This is a genomic window from Silicimonas algicola (assembly GCF_003970735.1).
Classification (GTDB): domain Bacteria; phylum Pseudomonadota; class Alphaproteobacteria; order Rhodobacterales; family Rhodobacteraceae; genus Silicimonas; species Silicimonas algicola.
This window is the reverse complement of the sequence record NZ_CP034588.1, coordinates 3,110,202-3,129,065: the sequence shown is the minus strand read 5'-3', so window position 1 is coordinate 3,129,065 and position 18,864 is coordinate 3,110,202. Positions and strand designations below refer to the sequence as shown.

The window sequence follows — 18,864 nt, the reverse complement described above, 5'->3', positions numbered from 1 at the left end:
CAAGGATCAGGACTCACAGCCAACATACGACGATTGCAGCGAGCGCGATGGCGGATAGGCCCGACCTTCAGGCCACCTGTCGTGTCGGGCTACAACGCGCTGCGGTGCTGTCAGGCTAATACGAGCCAGCCTCCGCAAGGCCGGTGACGCAGAGCCTCACTTCGCATAGAGGCCGCGCCATTCGGCAAGCGCGGCGGTTCGGTTCAGTTTGAAGAGGTTTCGACTGGAGAGGCTGCGGTCCTGGTTGAAGTGGTTCGAGACGGAGGCATGGACGGAGGCAAACTTCTGCAGACATCGCATCTGACGAAAGCGCTGCATTGCCCGCTCCCGTCTTCGGAACGGCAGATGTGAGTTCTCCGCCCGGTTGTTCCCCCAGCGACCCATCTCGCGATCGTCACCTCGCCCCATCTCCTTCAGAGCTGCACCGTAGGTGCGGAGGCGATCGGTCACCACCTCCTCGGGCCGGCCGTGCCTCTTCATCGCCTTCCTGAGGAACTTCGACCTGCCTTCTTATCGCGGGTCGTCGTCGGGACGAAGCTCTCCAGTACCTCACCTTCTTGATCTACGGCCCGCCAGAGGTAATGCTGCCTGCCGTTGATCTTCACGAACATCTCGTCCAGATGCCACCGCCACCGGCTCGAGCGCATGCCCTGCACCCGGCGCTTCCGGATCTCGGAGGCAAACATCGGACCGAACCGGTTCCACAAGTACCGGACCGTCTCGTGGCGGACGTCGACGCCGCGTTCGTGGAGCAGGTCCTCGACGTTCCGCAGCGACAGCGGGAAGCGGACGTAGAGCATCACAGCCAGGCGGATGATCTCGGGGCTCGTCTTGAAGTACCTGAAGGGGGATTGTTTGGGCATTGCAGCAGGGTAGGCGGGACGCTGCGCCGTCTCAACTAGGGTTTCTGACAATGCCCTCTGGGGCAATGCTCAGCCCTTCCGCCTTATCGTGCCGACGAGTTCGGTGGCCTCGGCCAGGGTGTTCGAGATGGTGCCGTATTTGCGCAAGTTGCGATGCAAGAGATCCAGTCGCTGGTCGCTCTCGTCCGTATCGACCACGATCTCGTAGTCGATGCGGATCATCTTGGGCGGGCTGTCCTGACGGACCGCGTGCAGGCTGACCTCGATGCCGCGCAGATCGAACTTGAGCATCGGCGTCACCCGCTCGGCCCCCTTCAGGAGACAGGCCGCGAGGCTGGCCAGAAGCAACTCGGCCGGGTTGAACGCATCGTCACGACCGGCCATGTCGGTGTCGAGGACGAGATGCGCCGATTTCACCTCGGCCTCGGAGCCGTGGCTGTCGATGCGGCGGGCGCTGACGCGATACTCCAGCATCATTCCCACTCCATCTGCTGGAAGGCGGTCTGCGCGTTGCGACCGGCCAGGCTGTCGAACTGCTCGAGATACCTGAAGGCCGCCTGATCGACCCGTGGCGCGGTCAGGATGTCGCCGCCCTCGTCCAGCAGCGCCCCGATTTGCGCGCGCAGGTTCATCAGGTAGTCGTAGGTGTCGGCGCGGGCGCGATTCATCGTCGTCGGCCCGCCGTGGCCCGGCACGACATGGGCGGCGCCCGTCGCCTCCACCGCGAGATAGGCATCTGGCCAGTGGGTGATCGAACTCTGATCGCCCACGCCGAGGATGCGCTCGACATAGACGATGTCGCCGGTAAACACCGTGTCGCGATCCGGCACCCAGACAAAGCTGTCGCCGGGCGTGTGCGCGGGGCCCGGATGCACGATCTCGAAGATCAGCCCGCCGACATCCAGCGTATGGGCATCGGGAAAGGTCACGTCAGCGAAGCTGGGTTCGGTCCCCTCCAGCGCCGCGCCGATCAGCAGCGTCAACCCCGTCATCTGCATCGAGGCTCGGGCCTGCTGGTCCTCCACCGCCGCATCGGAGGCAATCACCGTCGCCCCCTGCGCCTGCCAGTAGCCGTTGCCGAGCCAGCGGTGGTCCTGCCCGCCGGTGTTGATCACATGCGTCACGGGTTGGTCGGTCACGCTGCGGACAGCATCGTGCAGCGCCTCCGCGCCGCGCCACGAGCCGCCCGGATCGATCAGCACCGCGCCGGCCTCGGTGACGATCAGGCCAAAGGTCGCGTTGTTGCCGAGGTTTTCGGGGCTGCGCTGCTCCTTCTCTCCGACAATCGCCCAGACCCCTTCGGTCACGGGCCGCACGTCCAGGACTTCGGCTGCGGCGAACGTCGGCGCGGCGAGGATGACACCGGCAACGAGGGCGCGGATCATGCGCCGATCCAGCTCTCGAGTTTCGCCGCATCCGGCAGGCCGCCGGCATGGACGAGCTTGCCGTCGACCGAAATGCCGGGCGTGGACATGACGCCCGCCATGGCGATGGATCTTGCGTCGGTCACCTTTTCGACGTCGACCGCAACGCCCAGCTTCGCGGCGGCCTCCTTGACCATTTTTTCAGTAGTGGCACAGCGTGCGCAGCCGGGGCCGTAGACCTTGACGGTTTTCATGGGAGCGTCCTTTTAGAGGAGGAAGTTGAAGAGATAGCCGGTGGCGAGAATCCCGGCCGAGACGACTGCGATGAAGATCGCGATCAGGCGCAGGGTCAGAACCTGCTTCAGGATGATCATCTCGGGCAGCGACAGCGCGATCACCGACATCATGAAGGCCAGCGTCGTGCCAAGCGCCGCCCCCTTGCCCAGTAGCGCCTCCACGATGGGAATGACGCCTGCCGCATTGGTGTACATCGGCACGCCCACGACGACGGCGGCGGGAACCGACCACCAGGCCTCGCCGCCCATGATCCGCAGCATCATCTCTTCGGGGACGTAGCCGTGGATGGCGGCGCCAATGCCGATGCCGACCAGCACCCATAGCCAGACCTTGCCGACGATCTCGCGCACCTGTTCGACACCGATCTTCAGCCGGTCCACCAGCGACAGCCGTTCCTCGGGCAGATCGCCGACGGGGCCTGCGTTCAGCTCGCGCACCCAGTCCTGCAGGTAGCGCTCCAGCCGCATGCGCCCGAGGATGAAGCCTGCGACCGTCGCGATCGTGAAACCGAAGACGAGATAGATCGTGGCGATCTCCCAGCCGACGAGCCCGTAGAGCAGCCCGAGGCCCACCGGCCCCACCATCGGACCCGCGATCAGGAAGGAAAAGGTCACACCGAGCGGGATGCCCGCCGAGACGAAGCCGATAAAGAGCGGCACCGAGGAGCAGGAGCAGAACGGCGTCAGCACGCCCAGCAGGGCGGCCAGCGGATAGCCCCAGACCTGACGTTTGCCCGCCAGGATCGCGCGGGTCTTCTCGGGGCTGAACCAGCTCCGCAGCACGCCGGTGACGAAGACGATGCCCGTCAGCAGCATCAGCACCTTCGGCACGTCGTAAACGAAAAAGGCGATGGCCTCGCCGGTGTGGCTGTCGCGCGCCACCGGAAACAGCGCCGTCACCCATTCCGAGATCGGGATCAGCTGGCCATAGAGAAGGTACAGGACGACGCCCACAACCGGCACGCCCACATACCAGAGCCAGTCGGGCGCGCCGCGCAGCGGTACGAGGTCATGTGTCTCGACGGTCATGCGACCTTCCTTTCAAGATTGAATTCTGCGGTCAGCACAGCGTCGATCACGGCCGCGAATTCCGGCGCGACGTCGGGGTTCCGGCGGTAGCGCACCCATTGGGCGTCGCGCCGGTCGAGCACGAGGCCAGCCGCGCGCAGCACCTTCATGTGCCGCGACATCCGGCTTTGGCTCGCGTCGAGCCGCGCCATCAATTCGCAGACACAATGCTCGCCCCCAGCCCAAAGGAGTGCGAGGGCGGCGCGACGGGTCGCGTCGGATATGGCAATCAGTATGTCCTGCATGCCGGAATGATTATGCGTCCTGGCGCATATGCGCTTTGATCCGTATCAAGCATGCCGGCACCGGCCGATCCGAATTCTCCAACCGCCAGCTGCGGCTGGACCAGTCGCTGCGGCTGCCGGCGCACTTTGATAACCTGGAATCGCGCCTGCTGCTGCAGCGGCGCTTGGCCGAGCGCGGCGGCGGCATCCAGATCGTGCGCACGGGCCGCGGGCGGTTCCGGCTCGAGGTCGCCGGCACGCTGGAGCTGGAGGACTCCTGACACCCCAGCGGTCAGTTAAGAGACGGTTCAGATCCCGGAAAGGATCTCACCATGCGAGTGGCGCAGCTCTGGCGTAACAATGCTGGAGAGCCCGCACCAGCCAGCGCCGGGCCAGAGTGAGGCCCGACGCAAATGCTGTCAGGCTAGGCGATTCAGTCTCCGCAAGGACCTTCAGGCCGCCCCTATGCCGGGCAAAGCTGACGCCACTCGGCAAGCGCGGCGGTGCGGTTCAGCTTGAAAAGGCTTCGGCTTGAGAGGCTGCGTTCGTGGTTGAAATGATTGAAGACGGAAGCGTGGGCGGCGGCGAATGTCTGCAGGCTTCGCATTCGCCGAAAACGGAGCATCGCGCACTCCCGTCGTCGGAACGGCAGATGCGAGTTCTCCGCGCTGTTGTTCGTCCGCGACCAGCTTCCTGCCGGCCACTCGCGCCCCTTCTGTTACGCCCCCGCGCCTGGCGGGGAATGGCGCGCAAGCTACGTCAATCCTTGGGAAATAAACCGGCCATAAGGGTTTCGTCGCTGATCCACATCAACGCGGAGCATGTACCTGGACATATGCTGCCCGAGCGGAGGGCAGGCCTCACCCCGTGTTCCGTAGAGTCGCGCCTGAGAAGTCGAAAGGATGCACTTTCTTGAGGGTCACTGAGCAAACACCTGGCAGAGAGAACGGCAACCCGTCTCTGCGAGAGACGGCCGCATCAAATGCGCTGGTTCCGGCCCAGCGCCTGGCTCCGTCCCCGCCGTCGCGGATGCGGCGTTGGTGGCTATGGGTGATCGCTGGACTTCTGGGGCTCGTACTCGTCGCCGTTGCCTCGTCGCAGTTCTGGATGCCGAGGCCGACACCGGTTTCGGTGGAGGTCGTAACGCTCGCGCCGGTCACGCGTGTACTCGCGGTAAACGGCCGGATCGCTGCAGTCCATTCGGTCGGGATCCGATCGACGGTCGGGGGCGCCCTCGCGGCGCTGTCCGTGGCCGAGGGCGATGTGGTCGACGCGGGTCAGGTTCTGGCCCGGATCGAAGCGGACGCGCAGAATGCCGTCGTACGGCAGGCGATGGCGGCGCTGGACGCCTCCCTCATCGCGCAGGACGAGGCGCGACAAACCTACAACCGCTCGCTCGCACTTGGGACCAACATCGCGCGCAGCGTGCTGGAAACCCAGGCGCGCGCGGTGCAAACTGCGGACCAGGAGGTTTCGCGCCAGACCTCCGTTCTGACACAGGCACAAATTGCGCTGCGCGACCATACGATCCGCGCGCCGATGCGCGGCACCGTTCTGGTACTGGAAGCCGAGCAAGGGCAGATCGTCGATCCTGCCACACCCCTACTGACCCTCGCCGATCTGAGTGAACTGATGGTGGAGGCCGATGTCGACGAAGCCTATGCGACGCAGATCGGCCCAGATCAGCGTGCGGTGCTGCAACTAGCGGGAGAGACGGATCTCCGTGATGGCCATGTCAGTTTCGTGTCGCGGCAAGTGGACGTGGCGACCGGCGGGCTGGCCGTCAGGATAGCCTTCGACGATCCAGTCGCCGCCCCGGTGGGACTGACCGTGGCGGCCAACATCATCGTGGACCAGCGCGATGAGGCACTGACCGTGCCGCGGACAGCCCTGAAGTCCGACGGGGATGCGACCGGCGTCTATGTCGTCGGGGACGGCGCTGCGCGGTTCCGACCGACAACGGTCGTGGACTGGCCCGCAGCACGTCTCGTCGTCACATCGGGCCTGACTGAAGGTGACGCGGTGGTCATCGATGCGGAAGGCATAGCCGAAGGGCAAGCGGTCTCCGTGGAGCAGCCTTGATGCTCTACGCTCTTAAGATCGCGACCCGCTACCTGACGGCCAACAAGGCGCAGACCGCGCTTCTGATCACGGGCGTCGCGGTGGGCGTGTTCATCTTCATCTTCATGTCGGCCCTGATTGGCGGGCTGGCCGAATTCATCCTGTCGCGCACTGTCGGCGACCTCTCGCACATCACGATAGAGGCCGAGGATTCCGACCCCGCCGTGCTGATCGCTCCGGAGGGTCATGTTCTGGCCATAACGGAACGGGGTCGCACGCGCACCGCAACGGTGGCCGAAGCCGAGACCTTGCTCCCGCTGATCGAGGCGGTAGCCGGAGTCCGCGCCGTGTCGCCGCAAATCACCGGTGCGGGCTTTCTCACTCGTGGAGCGCAGGTGTCGCAGGTCAGCGTAACCGGAGTCGAGCCGGGAAGGGAATCCGCGATTCTCGACCTCGACGGCTACATGGTCGAAGGCTCGGCCCGGCTTGGTTCCGGTCTGATCGTGCTGGGCAGCGACCTCGCCGACGACCTTGGGCTGTCCCCGGGCCAGACAGTGCGGCTCCAGAGTTCGGACGGGGTCACCGCTCTACTCACGCTGACGGGTGTCTTCGAAACCGGAAACGGTGCGATGGACGGGACACGCGCCTTCGTCAGCCTGCCGGTGGCACGGACGCTGTTCGCCATGCCGCAGGGCGTCACCCAGATCGAGATCAAGCTCAACGACCTGAACGCCGCGGACGCCACCGCGCTGAGGATCCGGGCGCTAACGGGTCTCGAAGCAGTGCCATGGACTGACGGGGCCGAACAGCTGATGGAGGCGTTGAACGCACAGGCGCAGACCGGGTACTTCCTGAAGTCCTTCGCGCTCGTCACTATCGTCATCGGCGTCGCCTCGGCACTAATGCTCTCCACCTATCGGCGCCGCCCCGAGATCGGGATCATGCGGGCCATGGGTGCGGGGCGAAATTTCATCATTTTCGTCTTTGTCGCGCAGGGCGCGCTGATCGGGCTGATGGGCGGCCTCACGGGCGCGGGGCTGGGGTATCTCGCCCTGCTCCCATTTCCCTCGCGCGACGCCTTTCAGCCGGGTACCTTGCCGATGGACATCACGCAAGGATCCTATGGTCTGGCTGTCATGCTTACCGTGATGGGGGCGGTCCTCGCCTCAATCCTGCCCGCGCGCGCCGCCTCCCGCGTCGATCCTGTCACGGCGATTGGCCAATGAGCGCGCTTTTGGAGGTCCGCGACCTCTTCAAGACCTATGGCTCGGGTGAGACTGCGACCCGGGTGTTGCGCGGCCTGTCGCTGCGCCTCGAGGCGGGCGAGATGGCCGCGCTTCTCGGGCCGTCGGGCGCAGGGAAAAGCACGCTGCTTACGATCCTCGGAACCTTGATGAAACCCACATCCGGCAGCTACGAGATGCTGGGCGTGGACATGATCTCGGCGGACGACCGAGCGCTAACAGACTTTCGCAACGCCCACATCGGCTTCGTGTTTCAGTTCCACAACCTGCTGCCTGACTTCACCGCGCTGGAGAACGTGATCTTTCCCGTAGCCGTGCGCGAAGGACGCGAGACGCCCGCAGCCCGGGCACGGAGCCGCGATCTCCTGGTGCGCATGGGTTTGGCGGACCGGATCGATTTCCCAACTGCCAGTCTTTCCGGCGGGCAGAAGCAGCGCGTCGCAGTCGCGCGGGCCCTGATGAACGGACCGGAACTGGTTCTGGCGGATGAACCCACAGGCAACCTCGACCGCGCCTCGGCCATGCAGGTGATGGACCTGATCGGAGAGATCAACCGCAAGGAAGGCACGACCTTCTTGATCTCGACCCATGACGAAAAGATCGCGGCTTCGTGCCGGCGGCAGATCGAAGTGGGAGATGGGATGGTCACAGGATGAACCCGTTGCTTCGCGGCACTGCGGAGAATTCGGGTGGCAAGTGGCTATCAAGTGATCTGCCGGTGCGCTGGACCATGCCCCCATTCGGAACGCTTCTCTGGTCAGTGACCTGATGACGGGAGACCTGAGCCATACGCGCCGCGCATCCCCATACCGAAGGCAGGATTGACCGCGACGGGGTCGGGCTGCATTCCGAGATTTACGGAACTGGCCCCCGCCCCATCCTCTTCATCCCGACGTGGATGTTCATCCATTCGCGCGGCCAAGTCTGAAACGTTGCCCGACAGCCGAACGAAGGGGTGCGCATCGCCGGCGCCTCGCTCTGGCCGATCGATCATAGGGGTAGCTTCTTTTCCCCCGTCGGCGGAAAACGCCATGCACATGCTTCCGAGCCCACGGACCCATGGTTTTCACACAGGAGTCCATGGGATCTAGTGTCCATTGCGAAGCGAATGGTTGCTTCACGGCCAACGCGGCCGAATCCGCGCCTCGTTCAAAGTGGCCAGAACAGGAGTATTGCCGGCACCGCCACGCCGATGACGATCGCTTCCAGAGGCAATCCCATCCGCCAGTAGTCTCCAAAGCGATACCCGCCCGGTCCAAGGATGATCGTGTTGTTCTTGTGTCCGATCGGAGTGAGGAACGCGCATGACGCTCCCACCGCGACGGTCATGAGATAAGCGTCAGGGTTCGTGCCTGTGGAGTTCGCTATCGACAGAGCGATGGGCGCGGCGATCAGTGTCGTCGCCACATTGTTGAGGAAGTCCGACAACGTCATCGTTACGACCAGAAGCGCCAGGATCGCTACCCAGGCCGGATAGGTCTCGGTCATCGTCACGATCTGTCCGGCGATGAGGTCCGCGCCGCCGAATGTTTCGAATGCCTCGGCAAGCGGGATAAGGCTAGCGAGCAGCACGATCACCTTCCATTCTACGGAGGTATAGACCTCACGCGGCCCTACGAGACCGTAGGCGATATAAGCCACGACTGTCGCGGCAAGCGCCACCGTCAGCGGCAATAGCCCGAGAACCGCAGTCGCGACGGCAGCGATGAAGATCGCGACAGAAACCCCTGCTTTCCTGCGCTGAATGACCTCGGTACTGCGACCTTCGATCGGCAGTACACCCAACCATTCAGTAGCCGTCGCGACGCGTTCAGGGTCGCCGAGAAGGAGCAGGACGTCGCCACTGCGGATCGGCAGCAATCGGACGCGGTCACGAAACCTTTTGCCCCCGCGGGCGACGCCGAGCAGCGTGACCGAATGACGTTGCAGAAGGCCCAGTGCGCGAGCCGTCCGGTTCTGAATCCTTGCGCCATCGGGCACGATGGCCTCGACCAGCGCAAGGCCGGTCGATGTGACACCGCCCTCGTGTTTTTCGGACCCCGCAAAATCGAGCCTGACCTGCCCCATGAAGCTCTCGATTGACTTTGGCTCGCCCTCGACCACCAGGAAGTCACCTGGGAGCAACACCTCTCTGCGAGCCAGCCCCGGGCGCCGACGACCCCTGCGGATCAGGCCGAGAATGTTGATGTCCGCATCTTCCGCCTGCGGGTAGAGGTCCTGCACCATCAGGTTTCCGTCCGCAGCCTCATCACCTATGCGGAGCTCGACGACATAACGCCCCTTGCTCAGTTCGGCCTCGTGTTCCGCCAGTTGCGTGCGCGTCGGCAAGAGACGCCAGCCGACAAGTGACACGAAAGCGATACCAGCAATGGCGACGGTCAGCCCAACCGGTGCGAAGTCGAACATGGCGAAGGGAGCGCCGAGAGCGTCCTGACGGTACTCCGAGATCACGATGTTGGGCGGTGTGCCGATCAGAGTGATCATGCCCCCCAGGATCGTCGCGAAGGACAGTGGCATCAGGCTCTGGCCGGCTGCGCGTTTGGCCTTTTTCGCCGCCTCGACGTCGAGTGGCATCAAGAGGGCCAGTGCAGCGACGTTGTTGATGATCGCTGACAATCCGGCCGCAAGCGTTGCCAAGACCGCGACGTGGAGGGGAAGAGGTCGCTTGGGATCGATCAGGCGAGCCGCGATAAGTTCAACGGCACCGGAAGCGGACAGACCTCGGCTTACGATGAGGACAAGTGCGATGATCGCGACGGCGGAATGTCCGAACCCCGAAAACATCTCATCGGTAGGCACGAGCCCGATGGCGGTGGCGACGATCAGGGCCGTGAAAGCGACGAGATCATACCGTATGCGCCCCCATATCAGCAGAACGAACACTGCTCCGAGAACGAGGAAGACCAGCAAGAGCTCGGTTGTCATGGGTACTCTATATTGGCTTCCAGTTCGCTGGTCTCTTGTTCTTTCGTGCTGACTGTCGGTCGTGTCGTGGACCCCGGGCGAAGCTCCCGTGCCACCAAGACTTCGTCCACAGCGCCACCACTGGATCTGAGCGTACGTCTGGTCACCGCGAAGCCGTCGACCACTTGCGGCCCTGAGCGGCCGTCCACCTCCAAGACAACCGGTGCCACTTCCGGCCCGAGGCGGTCGTTCGACTGCAATGGGGGAGCGACTGCGTCGAGCCTAAAGCGGGCCCGGGCAAGCGGTGCGCCACGGCACTATGGGATCGTGATCTTGTCGTCGCGAACAAAGTGCCGGCGGTCGCGACGGCAGAGACGCGTTATCGTAGTTACCGAGCACGCGGCTCACGCGTTTCGAACCTGCCGTCATAGGGAAGGTCCCGGGCGACGACGGACCGCCCGAGACCGTGGGATCAGTTGGTGGCCTGCGCGCCCGCTCCGGCGTCGGACATGCGCGCCTCGAGCGCGTCGATCGAGACGATGTGGACGCCGGTCTCTGCGTCGAAAGACACACTCCAGGCACTGGGAAGCGATAGGGGCTCGTCGACGCGGGCGGGCTGGCCAAGCGCGCCGCCGAAGTCCTGACGTGAGAGCAGGAGATCGCGCGTCACCATGGGCTCGACGAAGATCAACTCGCCGTCCCAGGCCCCGTAGATCAGCACCGCCTCGAAGGGCTGTCCCGCGAAGACCGGGTCCGTGACGTCGAGCCAGTGCTCGCCCATGGCCGGGATCGGGTCGAGCTCCGGCGGCGGCACGAAGTTCGGCGGCATGAGGTCCGCCGAGGGCCGGTTGGCGGCCTTCTCCATGAAGAGCGGGTCGGCGGGGTCGATGGCGAGCCGCTCGGCCTCGGTGGTCATGTAGAAATGCACGTCGAAATGCGGCACGCCGAAGAGAGCGCCGGGCGCGTGGCCGTGGGGCATCCAGTCAAGCGAGACATGGTCGTAGCCCGCTTCGAGCGCAGCCTCCGGCAGGGGCACGGTCACGAAGATCATGTCCTGGCCAATAGAGGCGACGGCCTCCTCGGTAATCTCGATTCCGATGCGCGTGGCGAAGCCTGCGGCGTCTGTCTCGGTGAAAGCGCGCGCAGTACCTTCGCCCAGCGGCATCTCGGGGCCGAGTTCGATGCCCTGCGCCGTGGCGGCGAGCGGGATGACGCTCGCCATGAGGGCGGCGCGAAGGGTGCTTTGAAGGGTCATTATATGGTCTCCTTTGGGTTTTGTTTGGTTGGATCGCCCTGCGCGGAGGCGCCGCGCAGGGATGACGCTATTCGGCGGCGAGAGCCTCGTGCCGCCTCTGGCAGTGGAACAGGCTCGACGGGTCGTGCAGGGCCCGCAGCTGCGTGAGCCGCGCCTCGGCCTCGGGGGTGAGAGTGCGGAGCGCCCGGTGGGGACGGTCGAGATCGGCCTCGCCCACGTAGGCGCCGGTACAGAGCGGGGCGACGCTGTCGACCGCTGCGCGGAGCCAGCCGAGGTTGGCCGCGTCCTCGTCCTCGTCCTGCCAGATCGCGTAGAGCGCGCCGAAGACGCGTCCATGGCAGGAGAAGGCGGCGTCTCCGGGCGTCGGGACGGCATTCGACCGCAGGACGACGAGCGCCATGCTCGCCTCCGACGGCGCGAGCGCCATGTCTTCCACGACACGTCCGAGCACCTCGCCGAAGCGCGCGTCGGACCAGACGGTGTCGACGGCGTAGCGGCGGCCCTCGGGCATCGAGGGCTCTGTCGCTGCGTAGAGCGCGCCGAAGGGCGTGGGCATCGGCCCGATCACCTGGAGCGCCTCGGGCGCGCCCTCGCCGAGCGCGGCGTGGACGGCGCAGGCTTCGGCGTCGGTCCGCGCGAAGACAGTGGCGACGCTGGCGATCATGGGGCCGTTCGGCGTTGGCGTGACCTTCGCTGTGAACTCGACGCATGCGGGCGCCTTGGCCATGACGATCTCGGCCCAGGCCGCGACGTCCACCACGGACGAGCCGGGATAGACCCGGATCGTGGTGCTGATCGCCTTCCGCGCCGGCTGGAGCGCCAGATGATAGGCGGTCACGACGCCGAAGAACTCCGGCCCCGCGCCGCGCGCGGCCCAGAAGACGTCGGCGTGATCCTCGGCGGTCGCCGTGACCATGCGCCCATCCGCGAGGACGACCTCGGCGGCGGTGACAGAGAAGCAGGCGAAGCCCCATTCGGCCGAGTTCCAGCCGACGCCGCCGCCGAGCAGATAGCCCGACATCGGGACGCTGCCGCAATGGCCGAGCGGGAAGGCAAGGCCGTGACGCTCGAGCGCGGCGGCCATGCGGGCGTTGGTCACTGCAGGCTCCACGCGGGCGGTCCGCGCCTCGGCGTCAAGCTTCAGGCCGTCGAGAGCACAGAGGTCGATCACCATGTCGGCCTGCGTGGCGATCCCGGTGAACTGGTGCCCGCCGCCCCTCGGCGAAATGGTGAGACCGTTCACGGCGGCGAAGCGCACGGCCTCCGCCACGTCTCCGGCGCAGGCGGCGCGGACGATGAGCCTGGCCCTGCGGGCAGGCTTGCGGCCGTTCCAGATGAGCGCGTCGACCTCGGCGCCGAGGCGCGGTTCGAGCACGGTGATGACTTCGCCTCTGATGCGGGGACTTAGGATGTCGATGTTCATGTCGTCTCTCTTCCGGGAACGGGCTTCGGGCGCCGTACCTTTTCGGGTCGGGGATGGCGGCGCGTGGTGCGCCGTCGGGGTTGGTGGTGTCGGGTGGCGCGGGGCCTGCGTCTTCCGCTTGGGCACCACGTCCTGCGGCGCTCTATAGGGCGGACTGCGGCGTGAGGCTTGCTAAGTCTCTCGTCACGAAAGCCTAAACGGATGCTAAGAGAATGCTCACGCGACTGCCGAGGGTCTCAGGCGACCTCGGCCGCCTCGCCCTCTCCGGCATCCTCAAGCGTGATATGGCTGCGGCAGACGAGCCGGAAGAGACCGCGTCCGGTCTTCACGAGCTGGAGGCAGGCGCCGCGCTCCTCCAGCCGCCGGCGCAGGAGCACAAGGCGCGCGTCAAGGTTCTCGGCATGGTCCGGAAGCTTCAGAGATCGGTCGAGGCGCAACTCCCGCGTGGTAAAGTCGGTGCGGCCCGTGGCTGCATGTTCGCGCAGGAGCCGCCAGAGGATCGCTCCCGCAACGCCCTTTATGAGGTAGTCGTGGCCGATGAAGACGCTGTCGTCGCGCGAGTAGTGGCGTACCGTTACGCCGCTGCCCTCCGCGACGTGCGGAACGGGGGCGGCAGGCGCCTCCTCCGCGTCCTCCTCTTGCAGGAGCGCCATCGTCGCCCCGAGTTGGACGGCGACGAGCACGAGCGCGTCCTCGCATTCGTGGTCAAAGCGCATAACCTCGTCCGATTCCGCGAAGAGGACGCCGAGGACGCGGCCGCCGGCCGAGACGGGTACGGCGATCTGGCTGTGCGGCGTGCCCAGGCCGGGAAACGGCACCCCCCGCGGCTCTTCGGCGACAAGCCCCGCGCTCCGCGCTGCCGCGCCAAGTGCCGCGCCGTAGCGGTAGTCCGTGCTCATGTGGCCGATCCGGATCGGTACGCCCTCGCACGCGGCGACGCCGATGACGCCCTCGCCCGGCAGGATCTCCGCGCCGATACCGGACACCGCGTAGCCGCGCGAGCCGAGTGCGAAGAGGCGCCCGTCGCACTCCGCCATGAGGAGGATCGCGTGCGAGACTCCTAGGTGGCGGACCACGCCGTCGAGCACGGCGTCGGCAAGATCGTCCAAGTCTTGGCAACGCGAGAAGTCGTCGACGCAGGCCCGCACCGCGGAGAGGAGCGTGGCGTCACGGCAAGCGGGCCGCGCTGAAGGGGCCTGCACCTGCTCCATTGCCACCACGCGGAAAACATCGGCGCCGAGCAGGCGGAACACCTTCTCGAGCCCATGGTGCGACGCGATGCCGGCGAGCTTGGCCTTCATGGTTTCGAAGAGTGCCCCCGAGGTGCGCGTCTCGACGTAGTCGAGGTCCAGCCGGTAGATCGCGAGGGTCGCCGGATCGAAGAGTTGCACGCAAGCCTGCCGGGTGGCGAGGAGATTGCGACGCGTCTTGTTGAAGAACTGGTAAGAGAGCGCGACGTGCTCTTCGTCGACCCAGTGCACTTGGCTGATCATCGAGGCGTTGGGCAGGCCCTCCTCGTCGCAGGTGCAGAGGGTGGAGGCGCAGAAACCCTCCATGGCGCCCCGGAGGCTGCGCAGATCGACGTCGCTCATCGCGGCAGCTCCGCGCCCGCGCCGGGACCTGGCGTCTGGGTGAAGATACGCTCGGGACGAAATTCGAGCGAGACGAGATCCTCGGCGCCGAGAAAGGCGTAGACGTCCGCCTGTCCGCGCGCGTAGCCAAGCTCGACGAGGTCGTCTGCGAGGAGTGCGCACTGCCGTGCCGCCTCGCTCGCGTCGTCTGGTTCGGTCGGCCGGATGACGGCGCGCGTCGCCTTCAGTTGGATGGACCTGTGATCCCGCGCCCGGGAGAAGGTTGCCGCGATCGGGCTTCCCGCTTCCACGGCGTCGATGACGGCGGCGTCGGTGCGGCGCGAAAGGAAGACACGCACGTTCGCCATCCCGCTTACGCGGCACGCGACGCCGGCACCGACGACAGGCCGCCCGTTCCGGCCACGCGCACCGAGGGTGATGCTCACGCCGCATTGCAGGAACGCCACGAGGTGGGCAGGCAGGAGGTCAGAGTCGCGGGCCGAGTCGCGCCAGCTGATCTGGTCGTCCGTGGGTGTGGCGTAAGGAAGAGTCGCCATCTTCGTGGTCCTGAAAACGCTGGCAACATGCCGTCGGGCAAGGTCAAGATAACTGCGACGAATACCACACGATTATGTATCTCGCACAAGATTGAATCACGGCGCGGGTCGCGTGATGTAGGTGAAGCCGACACGCGGCGCCCGCACCTTGGATCATCTCGGCAGACCGAGCGTCCGGTCCAGCCACGAGCGGAGGTAGTGAAGGTGGCCGGAACGTCCGAATGTTAGACATCTTGCGGTGCCGTCAGACCAGTGCGAGCCAGTCTCCGCAACGCCGGTGACGCAGCCCCTTACTTCGCATAGAGACCGCGCCATTCGACAAGTGCGGCGTTGCGGTTCAGCTTGAGGAGGTTTCGACCGGAGAGGCTGCGGTCCTGGTTGAAGTGGTTCGAGACGGCGGCGTGGACGGAGGCAAACTTTTGCAGGCTTCGCATCCGCCGGAAGCGCTGCATGGCCCGCTCCCGTCGTCGGAACGGCAGGTGCGAGTTCTCCGCCTGGTTGTTCACCCAGCGACCCATCTCGCGATCATCACCTCGCCCCATCTCCTTCAGAGCTGCGCCGTAGGTGCGGAGGCGATCGGTCACCACTTCCTCGGGCCGGCCGTGACGCTTCATCGCTTTCCTGAGGAACTTCAGCGCCGCCGTCTTGTCCCGGGTGATCGTGACGAAGCTCTCGAGAACCTCACCCTCATGATCAACGGCCCGCCAGAGGTAATGCTGCCTGCCGTTGATCTTCACGAACATCTCGTCCAGATGCCACCGCCACCGGCTCGAGCGCAGGCCCTGGACCCGGCGCTTCCGGATCTCGGACAACCTACAGCCCCCAACTCCTTCACGACGGCAGAGATAGAGTGCCTGTTGCCCGAGCTGGCCATTCAGCTAGGCGGAGGAACAAGCGTTGATCGCCCACCCAGTGCCACCTCATCCGGAAGCGCTTCATCTTTGTTGGGCGTTATGTTGGGTTTTCCGGTCATCTGCGCAAGAAAATCAATAAAATCAACGTTAAATGGCGGTGCTGTCAGACTAATGCGAACCAGTCTCCGCAAGGCCGGTGACGCAGACCCTTACTCGGCATAGAGACCGCGCCACTCGACCAGAGCGGCGGTGCGGTTCAGTTTGAAGAGGTTTCGACTGGAGAGGCTGCGGTCCTGGTTGAAGTGGTTCGAGACGGAGGCATGGACGGAGGCAAACTTTTGCAGACATCGCATCTGGCGGAAGCGCTGCATTGCCCGCTCCCGCCTTCGAAACGGCAGATGCGAGTTCTCTGCCCGATTGTTCACCCAGCGACCCATTTTGCGATCGTCGCCTCGTCCCATCTCCTTGAGGGCTGCGCCATAGGTACGGAGGCGGTCGGTCACCACTTCCTCCGGCCGGCCGTGACGCTTCATCGCCTTCCTGAGGAACTTCGACCTGCCTTCTTATCGCGGGTCGTCGGGACGAAGCTCTCCAGTACCTCACCTTCTTGATCTACGGCCCGCCAAAGATAATGCTGCCTGCCGTTGATCTTCACAAACATCTCGTCCAGATGCCATCGCCACCGGCTCGAGCGCAGGCCCTGCACCCGGCGCTTCCGGATCTCTGACGCAAACATCGGACCGAACCGATTCCACCAGTACCGGACCGTCTCGTGGCTGACATCGACGCCGCGTTCGTGCAGCAGGTCCTCGACGTTCCGTAGCGATAGCGGGAAGCGGACGTAGAGCATCACTGCCAGGCGGATGATCTCGGGCGACGTCTTGAAGTACCTGAAAGGAGGTTGTCTGGGCATCGCAGCAAGGTACGGCGGCCAGGAACCTGTCTCAAGGCAAGTTCTTCTGACACTGTCCTGTAAACCCTTGCTCTTCATTCCTGCGGTCACGATGAGACGTCAGGCGGGGCCAGCCCTGCCGCGCCTGCGCTCAATTGGATACGTCGGCACCTAGGTTCGTAACCCTGCAATCAGTGTGGCGGGGCTTACCGGCTTCGAGAGAAACAAGCTGCCCTCGGGCATCTCACCCGTGGTCGGTTCCTTTTCACCAGAGACGAACAGGGTGCGACAGTCCGGGAGCCGATCGCGGATCGCGAACGCAAGCGTCAGCCCGTCAAGGGACCCGGGCATATCCACGTCCGTTACCAGCGCATCGAACGTTCGGACTTCCTCGAGAATGGCCAGGGCCTGTTCGGCGTCCCTTGCCTCCCAGACCTCACATCCCTGCTCCTCCAGTATCCAGGCCAGGTCCATGCGGATGAGCCACTCATCCTCTGCCAGAAGAACTCTCACCTGAACCTCCAGATCTCTTGGCACCCTGCCGTAGTAGGACAGGGAATATTCCGTTTCGCCACTGAACATCCTCGTCGTCAATTCGTTCCCGGAAAGCCGCACCGACGCTTGACGGGCCAGTCACGGCACCATGACCGGAGTCTCGAACGCCTCGTCGGGCGGCCCCGGCCGTATCGCAGTGACGGCTCCTGCGACAACTGGCTCCTTTCCGGGGTCGGAGGTGATTGCCATGATGCAAAAGCATCATACTGTGGCCGCGAAGGTTTGCGTCCGCTTCGTTTGTCGTCTCTCTGCCTGCGACCCGTGCCATTTCGTAGCTGTTCTGATCTTGCCCAAGCCGTGGGATCGTTATGTCGAAGAAGCTGCACCCGGCAGAAAACGTGCTCGGCATTCATTGGCCGCCTCCGGGGTCATGGTCTGCGTGGCTCCTGGCTGCCGGACTGATTGTAGCGGCGTCGGTCCTCAAGCCGCTGCTCGAGTACATCGGCGGGGAGCCCCTGCCGCCTTACATTACTTTTTATCCTGCGGTCGTCATTGCGGCCTTTGGCGGCGGACCGATCGTGGGCGTGGTCACGGCACTCGTGACCGTCGTTGCGGCCTGGGTCTTGTATCGGTCCGCCCCGCTCGCTCCAGTCAACCTCCCGTCCGAGATGATTTACACGGTCACGTCGATCTTCCTGGCGTGGTCTGTTGGCAGGGCGCGTCTGGCACTGGAACTGGCGAATGCGTTGCGTGAACGGCAGGAGTATACTGCGCGGGAGTCGGTCCACAGGATCAAGAACCTCATTGCAGTCGTCCTCGCACTGGTTCGGAAGGTGTCCCGTGAAGTCGACAGCGTCGATCAGTTTCGGGATATCATGACCGCTCGTCTTCATGGCGTCGACGTAGCTCAACGAGTGCTGGTGCAGGGTGACTGGCAGGCAGCTTCACTCAATACCGTCATCGACACCTCCCTCGCACCGTTTCTGAGCAATCCGGGTCTGACCCTCCATCGCGGACCCGAGGCGACGATCCCGGCGGAAGCGGTCAGCGGGCTCTCGATGGCGCTCTATGAACTGTGCACGAACTCGATGAAGTATGGCGCCCTTGCTGAAGGCCGTGGTCCCGCCGTTCTGTCGTGGTCCGTTGAGGGTCAGACGGTCGTCCTCGAATGGGGGGAGAGCGCTCCGACTGAACCCGACGCAAGCGAAAGCTTTGGCACGCGCCTCATCCGCTCATCCCTCGTGGGTGTGCGCGGGGGTCGCGTCGAGTACACGGTAGCGTCGGGTCGGGTGCATGCTTCGTTCTCCTGGACGGACACATCCATCCTTGCGGCGTCACCCTCTGAGCGAATTGCTTGACGCCCTTTGAGCCACCTCGCACCGTCGCTGCGGGGAAGTGTAGATGATGCGATGAGTTTGCAGATCGAAGGGAGAAGCTCATGTCCCGATCAATGAGGACGCTGGTCGAACGGCAGATCAGAAAGGCGATTGCAGAAGGACAGTTCATAGGCTTGAAGGGCGAAGGCAAGCCATTGCCAGACCATTCCGGTGAGGCCTTCACCGACATGGCCACCCAGGTGGCGGTTCGGATAATGGCCGAGGCAGGGGCATTGCCCGAGGAATTCAAGATCAAGAAATTGCTCGAACCGGCCAGGGAAGCATTCCGAGACGCCAAGAGTGAAGAAGACAGGCGTCTTGCGATGGCGCTCATCGCGGACCTCGAACAGCGGTATAATACTGCTGTCGAGGCGCGAAGGAAGTTCATGGGGCGCTGATCGAGCGAACGGCGCCCCA

Annotated in this window: 17 protein-coding genes and 4 pseudogenes; 6 read left to right on the top strand and 15 right to left on the bottom strand. The window is 64.7% G+C overall.

What is annotated here, in order from left to right; all coding sequences use genetic code 11:
• Positions 1–156 precede the first annotated feature (156 nt).
• The 6 genes and pseudogenes from EF888_RS15340 to EF888_RS15315 form a co-directional block, all read right to left on the bottom strand.
• Positions 157–863, bottom strand: a pseudogene (locus EF888_RS15340) (IS6 family transposase).
• Positions 864–932: 69 nt separating this feature from the next.
• A complete protein-coding gene (locus EF888_RS15335) occupies positions 933–1,337 on the bottom strand; it encodes an OsmC family protein (protein ID WP_109761063.1) in 405 nt (134 codons plus the stop codon).
• Complete coding sequence (locus EF888_RS15330; protein WP_109761007.1) at positions 1,337–2,248, bottom strand: MBL fold metallo-hydrolase; 912 nt, start codon at positions 2,246–2,248, stop codon at positions 1,337–1,339. Before EF888_RS15330 ends, EF888_RS15335 begins: the two co-directional genes overlap by 1 nt.
• Positions 2,245–2,481, bottom strand: a complete 237-nt coding sequence (locus EF888_RS15325) for a thioredoxin family protein (protein ID WP_109761008.1) — start codon at positions 2,479–2,481, stop codon at positions 2,245–2,247. Before EF888_RS15325 ends, EF888_RS15330 begins: the two co-directional genes overlap by 4 nt.
• A 12-nt stretch (positions 2,482–2,493) precedes the next feature.
• The gene (locus EF888_RS15320; RefSeq protein ID WP_109761009.1) at positions 2,494–3,552 is read right to left on the bottom strand and encodes a permease; all 1,059 of its coding nucleotides are present in this window, start codon (positions 3,550–3,552) and stop codon (positions 2,494–2,496) included.
• Positions 3,549–3,836 carry an ArsR/SmtB family transcription factor gene (locus EF888_RS15315; protein WP_109761010.1) on the bottom strand — a complete coding sequence of 96 codons (288 nt, stop codon included), beginning with the start codon at positions 3,834–3,836 and terminating at the stop codon, positions 3,549–3,551. Before EF888_RS15315 ends, EF888_RS15320 begins: the two co-directional genes overlap by 4 nt.
• Positions 3,837–3,871: 35 nt before the next feature.
• Here EF888_RS15315 and EF888_RS15310 point away from each other — a divergent pair, with 35 nt between their 5' ends.
• On the top strand, positions 3,872–4,096 hold the full coding sequence (locus EF888_RS15310) for a hypothetical protein (protein WP_206508334.1): 225 nt from the start codon (positions 3,872–3,874) through the stop codon (positions 4,094–4,096).
• 182 nt (positions 4,097–4,278) lie between these two features.
• Here the strand turns inward: EF888_RS15310 and EF888_RS22305 are convergent.
• A pseudogene (locus tag EF888_RS22305) lies at positions 4,279–4,494 on the bottom strand (IS6 family transposase); the annotation flags it as partial.
• 371 nt (positions 4,495–4,865) lie between these two features.
• Here EF888_RS22305 and EF888_RS15300 point away from each other — a divergent pair.
• From EF888_RS15300 to EF888_RS15290, 3 genes are read left to right on the top strand one after another with little or no spacing between them, the layout of a single operon-like run.
• Positions 4,866–5,897 (top strand): efflux RND transporter periplasmic adaptor subunit, encoded by a 1,032-nt coding sequence (locus tag EF888_RS15300; RefSeq protein ID WP_241239692.1) that lies wholly within the window; start codon positions 4,866–4,868, stop codon positions 5,895–5,897.
• A complete protein-coding gene (locus tag EF888_RS15295) occupies positions 5,897–7,102 on the top strand; it encodes an ABC transporter permease (RefSeq protein ID WP_109761012.1) in 1,206 nt (401 codons plus the stop codon). The genes EF888_RS15300 and EF888_RS15295 overlap by 1 nt, the downstream gene beginning before the upstream one ends.
• Complete coding sequence (locus tag EF888_RS15290) at positions 7,099–7,776, top strand: ABC transporter ATP-binding protein (protein ID WP_109761013.1); 678 nt, start codon at positions 7,099–7,101, stop codon at positions 7,774–7,776. The genes EF888_RS15295 and EF888_RS15290 overlap by 4 nt, the downstream gene beginning before the upstream one ends.
• Before the next feature lie 493 nt (positions 7,777–8,269).
• Here the strand turns inward: EF888_RS15290 and EF888_RS15285 are convergent, their stop codons facing one another.
• The 8 genes and pseudogenes from EF888_RS15285 to EF888_RS15250 all read right to left on the bottom strand — a co-directional run bounded on the left by EF888_RS15285 (position 8,270) and on the right by EF888_RS15250 (position 17,158).
• Positions 8,270–10,045 (bottom strand): SLC13 family permease, encoded by a 1,776-nt coding sequence (locus EF888_RS15285; protein ID WP_109761014.1) that lies wholly within the window; start codon positions 10,043–10,045, stop codon positions 8,270–8,272.
• 451 nt (positions 10,046–10,496) lie between these two features.
• Positions 10,497–11,279, bottom strand: coding sequence for a DUF5602 domain-containing protein (locus EF888_RS15280; RefSeq protein ID WP_109761015.1), 783 nt, complete (start codon positions 11,277–11,279; stop codon positions 10,497–10,499).
• Positions 11,280–11,346: 67 nt separating this feature from the next.
• Positions 11,347–12,702 (bottom strand): FAD-binding oxidoreductase, encoded by a 1,356-nt coding sequence (locus tag EF888_RS15275; protein WP_109761016.1) that lies wholly within the window; start codon positions 12,700–12,702, stop codon positions 11,347–11,349.
• 236 nt (positions 12,703–12,938) lie between these two features.
• On the bottom strand, positions 12,939–14,294 hold the full coding sequence (locus EF888_RS15270) for a GAF domain-containing protein (protein ID WP_109761017.1): 1,356 nt from the start codon (positions 14,292–14,294) through the stop codon (positions 12,939–12,941).
• Positions 14,291–14,830: a hypothetical protein gene (locus tag EF888_RS15265; protein ID WP_109761018.1), complete on the bottom strand. Its 540-nt coding sequence runs from the start codon at positions 14,828–14,830 to the stop codon at positions 14,291–14,293. Before EF888_RS15265 ends, EF888_RS15270 begins: the two co-directional genes overlap by 4 nt.
• A gap of 290 nt (positions 14,831–15,120) precedes the next feature.
• Positions 15,121–15,639, bottom strand: a pseudogene (locus tag EF888_RS15260) (IS6 family transposase); the annotation flags it as partial.
• 254 nt (positions 15,640–15,893) lie between these two features.
• Positions 15,894–16,597 (bottom strand): annotated as a pseudogene (locus EF888_RS15255) (IS6 family transposase).
• Between the two features lie 150 nt (positions 16,598–16,747).
• Complete coding sequence (locus tag EF888_RS15250; protein ID WP_109761019.1) at positions 16,748–17,158, bottom strand: response regulator; 411 nt, start codon at positions 17,156–17,158, stop codon at positions 16,748–16,750.
• 281 nt (positions 17,159–17,439) lie between these two features.
• Between EF888_RS15250 and EF888_RS15245 the strand changes: the two genes are divergently transcribed.
• Together EF888_RS15245 and EF888_RS15240 are read left to right on the top strand one after the other, a co-directional pair.
• Complete coding sequence (locus tag EF888_RS15245) at positions 17,440–18,429, top strand: sensor histidine kinase (protein WP_109761020.1); 990 nt, start codon at positions 17,440–17,442, stop codon at positions 18,427–18,429.
• 92 nt (positions 18,430–18,521) lie between these two features.
• Positions 18,522–18,845, top strand: coding sequence for a DnaJ family domain-containing protein (locus EF888_RS15240; RefSeq protein WP_241239691.1), 324 nt, complete (start codon positions 18,522–18,524; stop codon positions 18,843–18,845).
• Positions 18,846–18,864: the final 19 nt, after the last annotated feature.